The organism is Arthrobacter sp. 01T414, assembly GCF_056398965.1.
Window position 1 is genome coordinate 383,849 of sequence record NZ_JBFTQK010000002.1, and the last position, 15,663, is coordinate 399,511.

Below are 15,663 nucleotides of genomic sequence, written 5' to 3' on the forward strand. Positions count from 1 at the left end.
CACGTATGCCAAAAACCCGCATACCCCTAGGGGAATGCATCGGGCCGGTTGGGGCTGACGCCTCCGCGGGTGATTCCCGCGGAGGCTAGCCGGCGGCCCGGGTCAGCCGAGGATGTCGGCCAGGAACGCCGCCGTGTGGCTGTCCTTGGACTTGGCGACCTGCTCCGGCGTGCCGGAGGCGACGATCCGGCCGCCGCCGGAACCGCCGTCGGGTCCCAGGTCCACGATCCAGTCCGCGCTCTTGATGACGTCGAGGTTGTGCTCGATCGTGATCACGGTGTTGCCCTTTTCTACTAGGCCCTGCAGGACCATCAGCAGCTTGCGGATGTCCTCGAAGTGGAGCCCGGTGGTGGGTTCGTCGAGGACGTAGACGCTGCGGCCGTTGGAGCGCTTCTGCAGCTCCGCAGCCAGCTTGACGCGCTGCGCCTCGCCGCCGGAGAGCGTCGTGGCAGGCTGGCCGAGCCGGACGTAACCGAGGCCGACGTCGACCAGGGTCTTCAGGTGCCGGGCAATCGGCGAGAACGCGGCGAAGAACTCGGCGCCCTCTTCGATCGGCATGTTCAGCACGTCCGCGATGGTCTTGCCCTTGTAGTGCACCTCAAGGGTTTCGCGGTTGTAGCGCGCACCGTGGCAGACCTCGCAGGGCACGTACACGTCCGGCAGGAAGTTCATCTCGATCTTCAGCGTGCCGTCGCCGGAGCAGGCCTCGCAGCGCCCGCCCTTGACGTTGAAGGAGAAGCGCCCGGGCATGTAGCCGCGGACTTTCGCTTCGGTGGTCTCGGCGAAGAGCTTCCGGATGTGGTCGAAGACGCCCGTGTAGGTGGCCGGGTTGGAGCGCGGGGTGCGGCCGATGGGGCTCTGGTCCACGTGCACCACCTTGTCGAGGTGCTCAAGGCCCTGCACGGTCTTGTGCCGGCCGGCGACCTGCTTGGCGCCGTTGAGCTTGTTGGCGAGCACCTTGTAGAGGATCTCGTTGACCAGGGTGGACTTGCCGGAGCCGCTGACGCCGGTGACGGCAGTGAAGAGGCCCAGCGGGAAGGCCGCGTCCACGTTCGTGAGGTTGTTTTCCTTGGCGCCGACGACCTTCAGCTCGCGCTTCTTGTCGTACTTGCGGCGCTTCTTCGGCACCTCGATGGACTTGCGCCCGGAGAGGTAGTCGCCGGTCAGGGACTCGGTGTTCTTCAACAGGTCCTGGTAGGAGCCGGAGTGGACCACCTTGCCGCCGTGCTCGCCGGCGCCGGGTCCGATGTCCACCACCCAGTCGGCCTCGTGGATGGTGTCCTCGTCGTGCTCGACCACGATCAGCGTGTTGCCGAGGTCGCGGAGCCGGGTGAGGGTCTCGATCAGGCGCCGGTTGTCGCGCTGGTGCAGGCCGATGGAGGGCTCGTCGAGGACGTACAGCACGCCGACCAGCCCGGAGCCGATCTGGGTGGCCAGGCGGATGCGCTGGGCTTCGCCGCCGGACAGGGTGCCGGAGGGCCGTTCCAGGTTCAGGTACTCGAGGCCGACGTCGAGCAGGAAGGTCAGGCGCGCCTGGATCTCCTTGAGGACCTGGTGCGCGATCTGGGCCTCACGGCCGCTGAGGACCAGGGTGTCGAGGAAGTGCGCGCATTCGCGCATCGGCAGCGCGGCGACCTCGGCAATCGATTTGCCGTTGATCAGGACCGACAGCGACGCCGGGTTCAGCCGGGCACCGTTGCAGGCGGGGCACGGAACCTGGCGCATGTACTCCTCGTAGCGGTCCCGCGCCGAGTCTGAATCCGTCTCCGTGTGCTTGCGGTGCACGTACTGCACGACGCCCTCGAAGCCGGTGCTGTACTTGCGTTCCCGGCCGAAGCGGTTGCGGTACTGCACCACAACCTTGTGGTCCTTGCCGTGCAGCACGGTCTGCCGGGCCTCATTGGAGAGCTTCTCCCACGGCGTCGTCATCTTGAAGCCGATTTCCTTGGCCAGGCCGCCGAGCAGCCGGTTCCAGTACTCGGTAGTGGCGGTGCCGAGCGACCACGGGGCGATGGCGCCCTCGGAGAGCGAGAGCTCCGGGTTGGGGATGAGGAGTTCCTCATCAACCTCGAGCTTGGTGCCGATGCCGCTGCAGGCGGAGCAGGCGCCGAAGGGGTTGTTGAAGGAGAACGAGCGGGGTTCGATCTCATCGATCGCCAGCGGATGCTCGTTGGGGCAGGCGAGGTGCTCGGAGAAGGCCCGGATCCGCTCCGGGTCGTCCGCCTCGAGGTCAACGAATTCGGCCAGCACGCGGCCCTCGGCGAGCCCCAGGGCGGTCTCGACCGAGTCGGTGAGTCGCTGGCTGATACCCTCCTTGACCACCAGGCGGTCCACGACCACCTCGATGGTGTGCTTGAACTGTTTGCCAAGCTTGGGCGGATCGCTGAGCTGGATCAGCTTGTCGTCCACCCTGGCCCGCGAGTAGCCCTTCGCCGTGAGTTCCTTGAACAGTTCGACAAATTCGCCCTTGCGGCCGCGGACCACCGGCGCCAGCACCTGGAACCGGGTGCCCTCAGGCAGCTCCAGGAGCTGGTCAACGATCTGCTGCGGGGTCTGCTTGGTGACCGGCTCGCCACAGACGGGGCAGTGCGGGCGTCCCACCCGGGCCCAGAGCAGGCGCATGTAGTCGTAGATCTCGGTGATGGTACCCACGGTGGAACGGGGGTTCTTGCTGGTGGACTTCTGGTCGATCGACACGGCCGGCGAGAGGCCCTCGATGAAGTCGACGTCGGGCTTGTCCACCTGGCCCAGGAACTGGCGGGCGTAGGCGGAGAGCGACTCCACGTAGCGCCGCTGCCCCTCGGCGAAGATGGTGTCGAAGGCGAGCGAGGACTTTCCGGAGCCGGACAGGCCGGTGAAGACAATCATCGCGTCCCGCGGCAGGTCGAGGTCGACATTGCGCAGGTTATGTTCGCGCGCGCCCTTCACGACGAGTCGGGACAGGTCCGGGCGGGCCAGCTCCACGGCCGAGGAGGCCGGGCTGGACGAGCGGGAGCCGCCCGCTTTTCCGGACTTCACCGGAACGGCGGCAGGCTGGACATCAACGGCAGGTTCTTCAGCTACGGCTTTAGGCACGCCTCCAATGCTAATCGAAAACTTCTTCGAATATCTATTCGGGCGTCGGGTGTGCTATTGGCGGTCGTACGCTGCGGCGAGCAGTCGAACGGCCTCGGCGAAGCTGGCGCCCTGCGCTTTGGCCGCCGCCGCGTACTCCGAAGCGGCAGCGGTGAGGGAGCCCCAGGCCTCGTCCCGGGCGCAGACGACGGTTCCGTTCCGGCCGCGGGTGGCGACGACGCCGGCCGCCTCAAGTTCCTTGTAGGCGCGCGCCACGGTGTGCGGCGCGACCCCCAGTTCGCCGGCGAGGCTGCGGACGGCGGGCAGGCGGGTGCCCGGCGCCAGGGTGCCGTTGTCCGCCTGCTCGATGATATTCAGCCGGAGCTGTTCGAAGAGCGGCACCGAGCTGCCGGTGTTGGGCTTCCAACTGCCCGGGAACTGCGCCGCGGCACGTTCGGCGGAGCTCACAGTTCGGGCTCCAGGACAGCCTCGGCCTGTTCGCGGCCGGCGAACTGGGCCCGGTAGAGCGCGGCGTAGAAACCGCCCCCGGCCATTAGTTCCTGGTGGTTGCCCTGCTCAACTATCCGTCCGTGGTCCATGACCAGAATTAGATCAGCGTCCCGGACCGTGGACAAGCGGTGGGCGACGACGAAGCTGGTGCGGCCCTGCCGAAGCTTGGCCATGGCGTTCCGGATCTGCACTTCCGTGCGGCTGTCCACCGAGCTCGTGGCCTCATCGAGGATCAGGACGCTGCGTCCGGCCAGCTGAGCACGCGCGATCGAGATAAGTTGGCGCTGGCCGCGGCTCAGGGAGTCGCCGTCGTTGCCGAGCATGGTGGCGTAGCCGGCCGGGAGTGCGCGGACGAACTGGTCCACATGGCTGGACTGCGCCGCGGCCATGATCTCGCCGTCGCTGGCGCCGGGCCGGCCGTACTCGATGTTCTCCCTGATGCTGCCCGTGAACAGCCAGGCGTCCTGCGTCACGGTGCCGAAGACCGACCGCAACGTGTCGCGCGGCATGTCGGCAATGTCGATTCCGTCCACCGTGATCCGTCCGGAGTCCAGCTCGTAGAACCGCATCAGGAGGTTCACCACCGTGGTCTTGCCGGCCCCGGTGGGTCCCACGATCGCCACTGTCTGGCCCGGCTCGGCAGTGAAGGAAAGGTCCTCCACGACGGGCTTGCCGGGGCTGTAGCCGAAGGTCGCGCCCTCGAAGGTGACCCGGCCCGCGGGCGCCGGCGGCTCGGCGCCAGCGGCGCGCTCATTGACGGCGCGGACGGCCGCGGCACGCGCCGCTCCGGCGGCAGGTTCCGCAGCATCCGACGGGATTTCGGGCGCGTCCAGCAGCGCGAAGACGCGCTCGGCGGAGGCCACGCAGGACTGCATCAGGTTTAGCATCCCGCCGATCTGGCCCATCGGCTGGCTGAAGAGCCTGCTGAACTGGATGAAGGCCTGGACACCGCCGATCGTCATGCTGCCGGCGGCCACCTGGAGCGCGCCGATCACGGCGACAGCGATGTAGTTGAGGTTGGAGACGAAGATCATCAGGGGCTGCACGACGCCGGAGAGATACTGCGCGCTGGACGCCGCCCGGAAGAGCCGCTGGTTGCTCCCGGCGAAAATCTCCGCGGCGTTCTCCTGGCGGCCAAAGACCTTGATCACCTCGTGCCCGGTGAAGAATTCCTCCAGGTGCGCGTTGAGTTCGCCGGTGCCGGCCCACTGCTCGGTGAAATGCGCCTGCGACCTCCGCGCCACGAGCACGGTGATCAGGGTGGAGAGCGGGACCGAGGCCAGGGCGATCACTGCCAGTAGCGGGGACAGCCATAACATCAGGGCCAAGGCGCCGGAGAGCATCAGCACCGACATGATCAGCTGGTTGAGCAGCTGATTGAGCGCCTGCGAGACGTTGTCGACGTCGTTGGTGGCCCGGCTGAGCACGTCGCCGCGGTGCTGGTCGTCGAAATGGCTGGATGGAAGCACGTGGAGCTTTCGTTCCACGGAGGCCCGGAGCCCGTAGCTCAGCCGCTGCACGGCCGTGGCGGTAAGGGCGCCCTGGATCCAGCTGAACAGGGAGGCGCCAAGGTACATCAACGCGACTTCGAGCAGCAGCCGGCCGAGCCTCTGTTCATCGAAGGGACCCCCGACGACGCTTGCCACCACGACGTCGGTGGCGTCGCCGAGGTATTTGGGTGCCGCCACGTTCAGCGCCGCGAAGGCGCAGGTGGCGGCGATGACACCGGCCATGCGGCGGCGCACCGGCTTCAGGAGGCCCAGGAGCCTCCCGGCGGTCCGCCATTTAGCGGCAGCCGTCCGTGCCGGGGCGGCGAAGTCCGCGCTCACGGGGTCTCCTCCAGGACCAGCTGGGAGGCGGCAATCTCCTGGTAGGTACGCGACGACTCCATCAGCTCCCGATGGGTGCCTTGGGCCACGAGCCGGCCCTCCTCCAGCACAAGGATCAGGTCAGCCTCCTCGATCGTGGACACGCGTTCCGCCACGACCAGCACCGTGGCCTCCCGCAGCGCCGGCTCCAGGGCGGCGCGAAGCCTCTCGTCGGTGCCGTAGTCGAGGGCGGAGAAACTGTCGTCGAAAAGGTAGACGGGAGCGGGCCGAAGCAGCGCCCGGGCGATGCACAGACGCTGGCGCTGGCCGCCCGAGAAGTTGGTGCCGCCCTGGCTGACCGGCGAGTCGAGGCCGCCGGGGAGCTCGCTGACGAAATCTTCGGCCTGTGCCGTCTGCAGGGCCCGCCAGAGTTCGGCGTCGCTCGCGTCCGGGCGGCCCATTCGCAGGTTATCCGCGAGGGTCCCGGAGAAGAGGTAGGAGTGCTGCGGCACCATGGAAATCAGGCAGCGCAGCTCCGCCAACGGAAGCGAGCGAATCCCGCGGCCCCCGATGCTGATGCTGCCCGCCGTCGGGTCGAGGAGGCGCGGCAACAGGTTCAGCAGCGTGGTCTTGCCGCTGCCGGTGGCGCCGATGACCGCCGTCGTGGTTCCGGGAGCGGCGCTGAACGTGACCCCACTGAGGACGGGGGCTTCGGCCCCCGGGTAGGCGAAAGCGACGTCGCGGAACTCGACCGCGCCTGCGGGCACCGTGCTTGCGGGGACGGGGCCGTGGTCCAAGGCGTGGTCCGGGCCGTGGACCGGTGGGGCCGCCGGGTCCGGCTCTGGCGGCTGGGCGGCCGGATCCGGACCGCCGATGGCGGGCTCGGTGTCGAGAACCGCCTGGATGCGCTCGGCGCAGGCGGCGGCGCGGGGCGCCGTGGTGAAGACGTACATCGCCATCATGATGGCGATCAGGATTTGCAGGATGTAGGCGATGAAGGCCGTCAGGGCGCCCAGGCGCATGTCTCCGGACTGGATCCGGTGGCCGCCGAACCAGACCACCGCGACGGAGGACAGGTTCACCACGACCATGATCATCGGGTTCATGCCGGCCACCAGCAGGGCCGAGTCCAGGTTGTTCCGGGTGAGGTCCCGGTTGGCGGCGTCGAAGCGCCGGATCTCGTGCTCCTGCCGGACGAAGCCCCGGATGACGTTGGCGCCGATGATCTGTTCCCGCAGCACCCGGCTGATCCGGTCGATAAGTTCCTGGCCCCGCCGGTACAGCGGAATCAGCCGGCGCACTATCAACAGCATGAGCCCGGCCAGCACCGGAATCACCGCGGCGACGATCCCGGAGAGTGGAAGGTCCTGGCGGGCTGCAAGCACGATGCCGCCGATGAAGCTGGCGGGCGCAGCGACGAGCATGATGAAGACCAGGACGGTGAGGTTCTGGATCTGCGTGACGTCATTGATGGCCCGGGTGACAAGGCTCGGCGCCCCGAACGCGCCGACCTCCTGCGAGGAAAAGGTCTGGACCTTGGCGAACAGTTCCTCGCGAAGCTCGCGGCCCACGCGCATGGCGACGACGGCGCCGAGGTAGCCGGCGGCGATGGCGGTCCCGACCTGGAGAACGGCGACGGCCGCCATCCAGCCGCCCAGCCGCAGGATTACACGTGTGTCGCCGGCCACGATCCCGTCGTCGATGATGGCCGCATTCAGGGTGGGAAGCATCAGGTTGGCGGTGGTCTGCAGCAGCTGCAGGCCGATGATGGCCAGGACGGTCATCCTGTGGGCGACGAGTAAGCGCCCCATCAGGCGAAGTAGCACCGAACCTCCATCGCTAGAACAGGGCTCGGACTAGGACCAGAACGCGGCCGCCCCCAGACCGCCTTGTCATTGTAAGCCCGATCACACTCCGTTTGTTGTCATACGGCGTGTCACATTCGTCAAATGGCTCGGGTGGCGGACGAATTGCCCTCCCGCACCGCCCGGCGGCGACCGGGATCTACCCCGCTCAACCGCGCTTGCGAGCCACGGCGAAGATCCTCCGGAAGGGGAAAACCGTCCCGTGCTCACCGGGCGGATAAGCCTCCCTCAGCAGCCGCGCATACTCCCGCTCGAAGCGGCCCGCCTCCTCCGCCGTGAGCGCGGCCAGCACCGGGCGTAGGCCGGTCCCCCGCACCCATTCGAGCACCGGGTCCTCTCCCGGCAGGAGCTGGAGGTAAGTGGTCTCCCAGGCGTCGGCGTCGCACCCCGCATCAAGCATCAGCTCCAGATACGCGGCAGGTTCGGCCACGACGTCGTCGTGGCGCAGCACGCCTACCAGCCGGCCGGACCACTCGTCCGAGCCAGCAAGGCTCCGCATCAGGGTGTGTGAGGGTGAGCTGAAGTTGCCCGGGACCTGAAGCGCGAACCACGCCCCCGGACGCAATGCCGCGAGCCAGCGGGTCAGCAGCTCCCGGTGCCCGGGCACCCACTGCAGTGCCGCGTTCGTGACCACGACGTCGGTGTCCGGCGTCGGCATCCAGTCGGCAATGTCCGCCAGGCCAAAGGCAAGGTTGTCCGCCCCCGCCCCGCTGGCCGCCGCCTTCTCGAGCATCTCGGCGGAGGAGTCGAGCCCCTGCACGGCGGCGCCCGGCCAGCGCGCCGCCAGCGTGGCGGTCAGGCTGCCCGGTCCACAGCCAAGGTCGACGACGTGCCGCGGTGCCTCGGCATGGATGCGGGCGGTCAGGTCGAAAAACGGCCGGTCCCTATAGTCCCCGAATTGCACGTACTTGGCTGGATCCCACTTCACGCGTTCCTCCGCTTCCCATGGCTCTGTCAGCGGAAGCCTAGCCCTCCGGAGGCGTGTCGGCCCGGCGGCGCGGCGAAAACGGCTCAGCGCGCGGCGTCGGTAGCCGCTGCCGTATCCGCCGGGTAGAAGGGAGCAAGGTTTTCCTCGATCCAGCGGCCGAGCTCTGCCAGGGTCTGGCCGGTGATGCCATGGCCACCGGGATCACGGCGCCCGCGGGCGGCCGCCCCGGATTCCGTGTGGAGGTACCGCCATGTGCGCTCCAGCAGCTCCGCCGGGATGACCCGGTCCTGATCGCCCTGGGCGACGAAGACCGGAACGCCCGCCAAGCCGGCCGGGGCCACGGGAACGCCCGCGTCGAACGGGAGGGTGCCATAAAGGATGGCCGCGCCGGCATAACGCTGGGGATCGGCGAGCAGCAGGCCGCCGGCAAAGGCCGCACCGCCGCTGAAACCGACCAGCACAACGGGCCGGCCGTCAGGGGCTGCCGCGTCAAGCCATGCCCGGAACCAGGCCATTGTTTCGGTCAGCGACTCCGCAACCGGGCGGCCGATGCCGCGGTTGGCGAACCAGGCGTAACCGCCGCCCTCGGCAATCGGCGCCCGGACGGCGGCGTAGGCGGGACCGGCCGGCAGCTGCTCGGCGAGGCCGATGATGCCAAGCTCATTGGAACCGCGTCCATGCAGGAGCACCACCAAGGGCGCCGCCGGGTCGGTCGAACCAGCAGACGCCACCACGGGGGCACTGTGTGCGGCGGGCATTACTTGGTGACCTTCAGGCCGGTGTTCCAGTTGAAGTCGGCGAACTCGGAGTTTGCCTGGAGGGTCATCAGCACGAACTGGAAGCCTTCCAGTTCGCGGGCGCGCTTGAGCGGACCGACCACGATCGGCCGCATACCGGCATCGCCAACGAAGCTGCTGACCGCCCCGGTGGCGTTGGCGTCGTCTCCGGCAATGAAGACATCCAGGGGCTGGCCGGCGGATTCACCGGCCAGCAGGGTTCCGGCGAAGGTGGTGTTGAAGGCCTTGACCACATTGGCGCCGGAGGGGGCAAGCGCGGCAATTTCCTCCGCGGCGGAAGTCCCGGGATCCACGACGAGGGAGTCAAAGGTCTCAAAGTTCACCGGATTGGTGATGTCCACGAGCGTCTTGCCCGCGAGGCTCCCGCCGTAGCTGGTGACCACCGACTTGGCGGCATCGAAGGGGATGGCCAGGACGACGATGTCCCCCTGGGGTGCGTCGGCGGTGGTGCCGAAGCGCGCACCGTTGCCCAGGCTTTCGGCCAGCGCCTGGGCCTTGGCCGCGTCCTGGCCGAGGATCTCCACGCTGCGGCCTGCCGCGTGGGCGCGGGTGGCGATGCCCCGGGCCATGTTTCCGTTGCCGATGATGGTGATGTCGATCATGGGATTCTTCTTTCCAAAGAGGCGGGCCAAGAGGTCGTTCATCAGTTTCCTTTCTGCTGGGAAATAGGGTGTTAGTTGAAGCTACAACTAACGTACGCCCACTTGATTGAATGTTCAAGTGTTGGTCCTTGGGAGTAGCCCACCGGCAGCGCCCCGGGCCACTAAGCTGGAAGGCAATGAAACTTGTTGATCAGCTCCCCGCCCCGGCCGCCCGCGTTCCCGGCAGGCACGCGCTCGATCCGGACGAGCTCTACACCCGGTTTGTCGAATGGACCGAGAGCCGCGGGCTGGCCCTGTACGCAGCGCAGGACGAGGCGGTCATGGAGCTCGCAGCCGGCGCCAACGTGATCCTGGCGACGCCCACCGGGTCCGGCAAGTCGCTGGTGGCCATCGCAGCGCACTTCCAGGCGATGACGCGAGGGGCCCGCAGCTACTACACCGCTCCGATCAAGGCCCTCGTCTCGGAGAAATTCTTCGCCCTGTGCGAGATCTTCGGGGCGGAAAACGTCGGCATGATCACCGGCGATTCCGGCGTCAACCAGGACGCGCCCATCATCTGCTGCACGGCGGAAATCCTGGCGAACATCGCCCTGCGCGAGGGCTCGAACGCGGACCTTGGCGCCGTCATCATGGACGAGTTCCACTTCTACTCCGATCCGCAACGCGGCTGGGCCTGGCAGGTGCCGCTGCTGGAACTTCCGCAGGCGCAGTTCCTGCTGATGTCCGCCACCCTGGGCGACGTCAGCCGCTTCGAGGAGGGCATCACCGAACTGACCGGGCGCCCGACGACGACCGTCAGTTCCGCGGAACGGCCCATTCCGTTGCACTTCTACTACCAGCAGACCCCCGTGCACGAGACCCTGGAGGAGTTGCTCTCCACCAAACAGGTGCCCGTCTATGTGGTGCACTTCAGCCAGCTTGAGGCGATCGACCGCGCCCAGAACCTGATGAGCATCAATGTGTGCACCCGGGAGGAAAAGGACAAGATCGCCGAGTTGATCGCCGGGTTTCGTTTCGCCGCGGGCTTCGGCAAGACCCTCAACCGGCTGGTCCGGCACGGCATCGGCGTGCACCACGCCGGGATGCTGCCCAAGTACCGCCGGCTCGTGGAGCAACTCGCCCAGGCGGGCCTGCTCAAGGTCATCTGCGGCACGGACACCCTCGGCGTCGGGATCAACGTCCCCATCCGCACGGTCCTGCTGACGGCGCTGAGCAAGTACGACGGCGTCCGCACCCGCCTGTTGAATTCGCGCGAGTTCCACCAGATCGCGGGCCGGGCGGGCCGGGCCGGGTATGACACCGCCGGCACGGTGGTGGTCCAGGCCCCCGAGCATGTGATCGAAAACGTCAAGGCGATGGCCAAGGCCACGGCGAAGTTCGGCGACGACCAGAAGAAGCTCCGCCAGGTGGTCAAGAAGAAGCCGCCGGAAGGCTTCGTTTCCTGGGGCGAACCCACCTACAAGCGGCTGGTCGATTCCGTGCCGGACCCGCTGAGCTCCAGCTTCACCGTCACGCACGCGATGCTGATGAACCTGATGGAACGCCCGGGCGATCCGTTCAAGGCCGCCCGCCGGCTGCTGACGGAAAACCACGAGACGCGTGCCGCGCAGCTGCAGCTGATGAAGAAGGCACTGGGCATCTACCGCGAACTGCTGGCCGCCGGCGTCGTCGAACGCATCCCGCCCGCGGAGCAGGGCCCGGACGGGCGCAGCGTCCGGCTCACCGTCCACCTGCAGGCGAACTTCGCCCTGAACCAGCCGCTCTCCCCCTTCGCCTTGGCAGCGCTCGAACTGCTGGATCCGGAGTCGCCGTCGTACGCCCTCGACGTCGTCTCGGTGATCGAGTCGACGTTGGAGAAGCCGCGGCAGATCATCTCCGCCCAGCAGAAGAAGGCCCGAGGGGAAGCCATCGCCGCGATGAAGGCCGACGGGATCGAGTACGACCAGCGGATGGCCATGCTCGAGGAAGTGACCTACCCGCAGCCGCTCGCGGAGATCCTCGGCGAGGCGTTCGATGTGTACCGCAAGGCCGCTCCGTGGATCGGCGACTTCGAACTCGCCCCCAAATCGGTCATCCGGGACATGTACGAACGCGCGATGAACTTCGGCGAATTCGTCCAGTTCTACGGCCTGGCCCGCTCCGAGGGCATCGTGCTGCGCTACCTGGCCGACGGCTTCAAGGCCCTGCGCCAGACCGTGCCGCAGGACGCGCTGCGTGAGGACCTTGAGGACCTCATCGCCTGGCTCGGCGAGTTGGTCCGCCAGGTCGACTCGAGCCTGCTGGACGAATGGGAGGAACTTACCTCCGGCGCCGCCCCGACCCCGCATGATGCCCCGCCGCCCCCGCCGCCGTCGCTGACCTCCAATATCCGTGCCTTCCGGGTCATGGTCCGCAACGAGATGTTCCGGCGGGTGGAGCTCTTCGCGGATGAAGCCGCTACCGCGCTGGGCGAACTCGACGGCGGTTCCGGCTGGGGCGCGGAGCGCTGGGAGGACGCGCTGGACGACTACTTCGAAGAGCACCAGGACATCGGGACCGGCCCGGACGCGCGCGGGCCGGGCCTGCTGATTATCACCGAGGAACCGGGCGTCTGGAAGGTCCGGCAGATCTTCGACGACCCGGCCGGCAACCACGACTGGGGCATCTCTGCCGAGGTAGACCTGGCCGCTTCGGACGAAACCGGCACCGCCGTCGTACGCGTGACGGACGTGAACCGCCTGTAGCCGCTAGTAAACTGGCGACCATGAGTGTAATCCGCCCGGCCACGCCCCACGACGTCCCCGCCATCCTGCAGATGATCCACGACCTGGCCATCTACGAGAAGGAACCGGACGCCGTCCGCAACACCCCGGAGATGCTCACGGAGGTGCTGTTCGGCGAGAACCCTCGCGTGTACGCCACCATGGCCGAGAACGAGGCCGGCGACGTCCAGGGCTTCGCTCTGTGGTTCCTGAACTACTCCACCTGGGAAGGCGTGCACGGGATCTACCTCGAGGATCTCTACGTCATGCCCGAGGCCCGCGGCGCCGGACACGGGAAGGCGCTGCTGCAGCATCTGGCGGCCACCGCCGTCGAGCGCGGCTATGCCCGGGTTGAGTGGAGCGTGCTGGACTGGAACGAGCCCTCGATCGCCTTCTACAAGAACCTCGGCGCCGCCCCGATGGACGAGTGGTCCACCTTCCGGCTCACCGGCGACGCCCTGGACGCGTTCGCGGGCGCCCGGACGGCCAACGCCCGTGGCTGACACGGCTGAGCTGGGGACCGCTGCCGTCCCCCACATCGTCAAGGCGCGGCACGACTACCGCGGCATGCGCACCGCGGAGCACTACTTCGAGGTGCCACTGGACCATTTCGGCGGCGACGGGGAATCCATCACCGTCTTCGCCCGGGAATACGTCTCCGCAGACCACAGCGAGGAGGCCGCCGCCGAACTCCCGTGGCTGCTGTACCTGCAGGGCGGGCCGGGCGGGCGCGGCAACCGTTTCCCCGCCCTGGGCGGCTGGAGCAAGGCCGCGGCCCGGGATTTCCGGATCCTGATGCTGGACCAGCGCGGCACCGGGCTCTCCTCCCCCATCGACCGCAAGACCCTGCCGCTGCGCGGCAGTGACCGGGAACAGGCCGAATACCTGGCGCACTTCCGGGCCGACTCGATCGTGGCCGACGCCGAAGCGATCCGGCGGACCCTCGGCGCCGCGCCGTGGACCATCTACGGGCAAAGCTACGGCGGCTTCTGCGCCCTGAGCTACCTGTCGTTCGCGCCGGAGGGGCTGCGCGAGGCGCTGATCACCGGCGGCCTCGCTCCCCTGTCCGGCCCCGCGGACCGCGTCTACCAGACAACTTTCCGGCGCGTGGCGGCCCGCAACGCCGAGTACTTCGGCTGGTATCCGCAGGACCGGGAACTGGTCAGCCGCATCGCCCGGCACCTCCGCGAGCACGAGGAACTCCTGCCCGATGGCAGCAGGCTCACCGTGGAACGCTTCCAGATGGTGGGTTCTTACCTGGGCGGCAACACCCGGGTGGACGGCCTGCACCACCTGCTGGAGGATGCCTTCGTCAGCACCCCCGACGGCGACAGGCTCTCCGACGGCTTCCTGGAGCAGGTCCGCGGGCTTGTCTCGCGGGCATCGAATCCGCTCTATGCCCTCATGCATGAGTCCATCTACGGCCAGGGCGAAGCCACCGACTGGGCCGCCCTGCGGGTGCTCCAGTCGTTCCCCGAGTTCCGCCCGGACGCCGCCGACCCGCTGCTGACCGGGGAAATGGTCTACCCCTGGTACTTCGAACAGGATCCCGCCCTGCGCCCACTCCGCGCGGTGGCACAGCTGCTCGCGGAGAAGGACGATTGGAAACCGCTCTACGATCCCGAGCGGCTGGCCCTGAACAATGTGCCGGTGGCCGCCGCCGTGTACAGCGACGACATCTACGTTGACCGGGAGCTGTCGCTGGAGACTGCGGCCGCCGTCCGGGGCCTGCAGGTCTGGGAGTCGGATGAGTTCCACCACGACGGCATCGCCGACGACGGTGAGGCCATCTTCGGCCGGCTGCTTGGCATGATCCGAGGCATGCGGGCCTGAAGCGCCCGCAACCCCGGGGTTCACGGCCCGGGGTTCAGGATGCAGGCCTGGTTTCAGGACGCAGGCCCGGGTTTCAGGCCTCAGGCTCAGGCCGGCGCAGGGGCACGCGGCGCCCGGATGGCTGCCTGCAGGACCACGCCCAGCACCGCGGCGGCCACGACGGCCGCCACAAGGTTCAGGCCCTGATACCCGACGCCGCTCATCACGAGACCGGCGAACCCCGAGCCCACAGCGCCCGCCACCCCCATCAGGGTGTCCGACACGCCCTGCACCAGGACCCGGTCCCCGGCAGCGACGCTCTCGGCCAGCAGGGTGGAGCCGGCGATCGTGGCCGCGGACCAGCCCAGCCCCAGGAGCACCAGTCCGGTGGTGACCAGGGCGGGCTGGGCCTGGCCGAAGCCCGCCACGCAGACGGCGAGCAGGATCAGCCCGTGGCCGGCCAGGATCACCGGCAGCCGTCCCACCCTGTCGGTGAGCCAGCCCATTACGGGTGAGAGGGCGTACATGCCGGCGATGTGCAGCGAAATCGTAAAGCCGATCAGCACGAAGACGTCCGTGCCGGCGGCATGCGAGTGCCCCGCGGCGTGGCCGGCCATTGGGCCCTCGGTGAGCAGTTGCAGATGCAGCGGGGTCATGGACATCACGGCGGCCATGCAGCCGTGCGCAGCGACGACGGCGAGCAGCGCCAGCCTGGCCCGCGGCGAGGAACGGACCGCACGCAGTCCGTTCCGCAACGCGTGCTTGCGCCGGGTTGCCACTGTCCCCTTCGCGGGCTCCTCGCCCGCCCCATCCCCCCGCCGCCGCCCTGGCCCCTGGCCCGGTTCCTCGCCTGCGGCGCGGAGTCGGGCGGCCAGCAACAGCGGGTCCGGGCGGAGCCCGATGAACAGCAGCACCGCGGCGAGGGCCAGTCCGGCGGTCGAAAACACGAAGGGCCCGGAAATCGGCGGCAGGCCCAGGGCCTGACCCACCAGCGCGCCGGGCTGGATCAGGTTCGGCCCGGCCACGGCGCCGACCGTCACGGCCCACACCACGATTGCGAGCGAGCGGCCGCGGTGTTCGGGTTCGGCGAGATCCACGGCGGCGAAGCGGGCCTGGAGGTTGGCCGCCGTGCCCAGGCCCAGCATCGCTGCACCGAGCAGCAGCGCCGGGAAGAAGGCGGTCACGGTGGCCAGGATGACCAGCACGGCCCCGGTCATGGCGGACAGCAGGCCGGTCACGAGGGCTGCCCGGCGTCCCCGCCGCCCTGCCAGGCCGGCAAGCGGAAGCGCGGCCAGTGCGGCCGCGAGAGTCATGGTGGTGGTCACCGAGCCGGCCCAGGCGTTGGAGCCGGAGAGCTGGACCGCGAGCAGCGACCCGACGGAAAGGCTGGCACCGCCGCCCACGCCGCTGAGCAGCTGGGCGGCGCTGAGCACGACAACGGTACGGCGCTGCACCCGTTGCGGGTGCAGCGCCGCACCGGCCGCCGTCGTGGCGTTGAAATTTTTCACGTTCCGAGCTTAGCCCGGAGACGGGCTGCCGGGGCGCG

Annotated in this window: 11 protein-coding genes; 3 read left to right on the top strand and 8 right to left on the bottom strand. The window is 68.5% G+C overall.

Features of this window, described 5'->3' with window-relative positions:
* Positions 1–102: 102 nt before the first annotated feature.
* From uvrA to AC1DK9_RS07270, 7 genes are all read right to left on the bottom strand, one after another.
* Positions 103–2,964 (bottom strand): excinuclease ABC subunit UvrA, encoded by a 2,862-nt coding sequence (uvrA, locus tag AC1DK9_RS07240; RefSeq protein ID WP_476860957.1) that lies wholly within the window; start codon positions 2,962–2,964, stop codon positions 103–105.
* 165 nt (positions 2,965–3,129) lie between these two features.
* Entirely contained in the window at positions 3,130–3,522 is a 393-nt protein-coding gene (locus AC1DK9_RS07245; protein WP_476915454.1) for a GntR family transcriptional regulator, read from the bottom strand.
* Entirely contained in the window at positions 3,519–5,297 is a 1,779-nt protein-coding gene (locus tag AC1DK9_RS07250) for an ABC transporter ATP-binding protein (RefSeq protein ID WP_476860958.1), read from the bottom strand. Before AC1DK9_RS07250 ends, AC1DK9_RS07245 begins: the two co-directional genes overlap by 4 nt.
* Positions 5,298–5,389: 92 nt before the next feature.
* Positions 5,390–7,183 carry an ABC transporter ATP-binding protein gene (locus AC1DK9_RS07255; protein ID WP_476915455.1) on the bottom strand — a complete coding sequence of 598 codons (1,794 nt, stop codon included), beginning with the start codon at positions 7,181–7,183 and terminating at the stop codon, positions 5,390–5,392.
* Positions 7,184–7,385: 202 nt separating this feature from the next.
* Positions 7,386–8,165 carry a trans-aconitate 2-methyltransferase gene (locus AC1DK9_RS07260; RefSeq protein ID WP_476915456.1) on the bottom strand — a complete coding sequence of 260 codons (780 nt, stop codon included), beginning with the start codon at positions 8,163–8,165 and terminating at the stop codon, positions 7,386–7,388.
* An 83-nt stretch (positions 8,166–8,248) separates the two neighbouring features.
* Positions 8,249–8,923, bottom strand: coding sequence for an alpha/beta hydrolase (locus tag AC1DK9_RS07265; protein ID WP_476915457.1), 675 nt, complete (start codon positions 8,921–8,923; stop codon positions 8,249–8,251).
* Positions 8,923–9,606, bottom strand: coding sequence for an NADPH-dependent F420 reductase (locus AC1DK9_RS07270; protein WP_476915458.1), 684 nt, complete (start codon positions 9,604–9,606; stop codon positions 8,923–8,925). Before AC1DK9_RS07270 ends, AC1DK9_RS07265 begins: the two co-directional genes overlap by 1 nt.
* A gap of 134 nt (positions 9,607–9,740) precedes the next feature.
* On the opposite strand from AC1DK9_RS07270, the gene AC1DK9_RS07275 reads away from it, so the two are divergent.
* From AC1DK9_RS07275 to AC1DK9_RS07285, 3 genes are all read left to right on the top strand, one after another.
* Complete coding sequence (locus AC1DK9_RS07275) at positions 9,741–12,287, top strand: DEAD/DEAH box helicase (protein WP_476915459.1); 2,547 nt, start codon at positions 9,741–9,743, stop codon at positions 12,285–12,287.
* Positions 12,288–12,307: 20 nt separating this feature from the next.
* Positions 12,308–12,808 carry an N-acetyltransferase family protein gene (locus AC1DK9_RS07280; RefSeq protein ID WP_476915460.1) on the top strand — a complete coding sequence of 167 codons (501 nt, stop codon included), beginning with the start codon at positions 12,308–12,310 and terminating at the stop codon, positions 12,806–12,808.
* A gap of 64 nt (positions 12,809–12,872) precedes the next feature.
* Positions 12,873–14,138, top strand: a complete 1,266-nt coding sequence (locus AC1DK9_RS07285; protein ID WP_476915630.1) for an alpha/beta fold hydrolase — start codon at positions 12,873–12,875, stop codon at positions 14,136–14,138.
* 86 nt (positions 14,139–14,224) lie between these two features.
* Here the strand turns inward: AC1DK9_RS07285 and AC1DK9_RS07290 are convergent, their stop codons facing one another.
* Positions 14,225–15,625, bottom strand: a complete 1,401-nt coding sequence (locus tag AC1DK9_RS07290) for an MFS transporter (protein WP_476915461.1) — start codon at positions 15,623–15,625, stop codon at positions 14,225–14,227.
* Between the last annotated feature and the right edge of the window lie 38 nt (positions 15,626–15,663).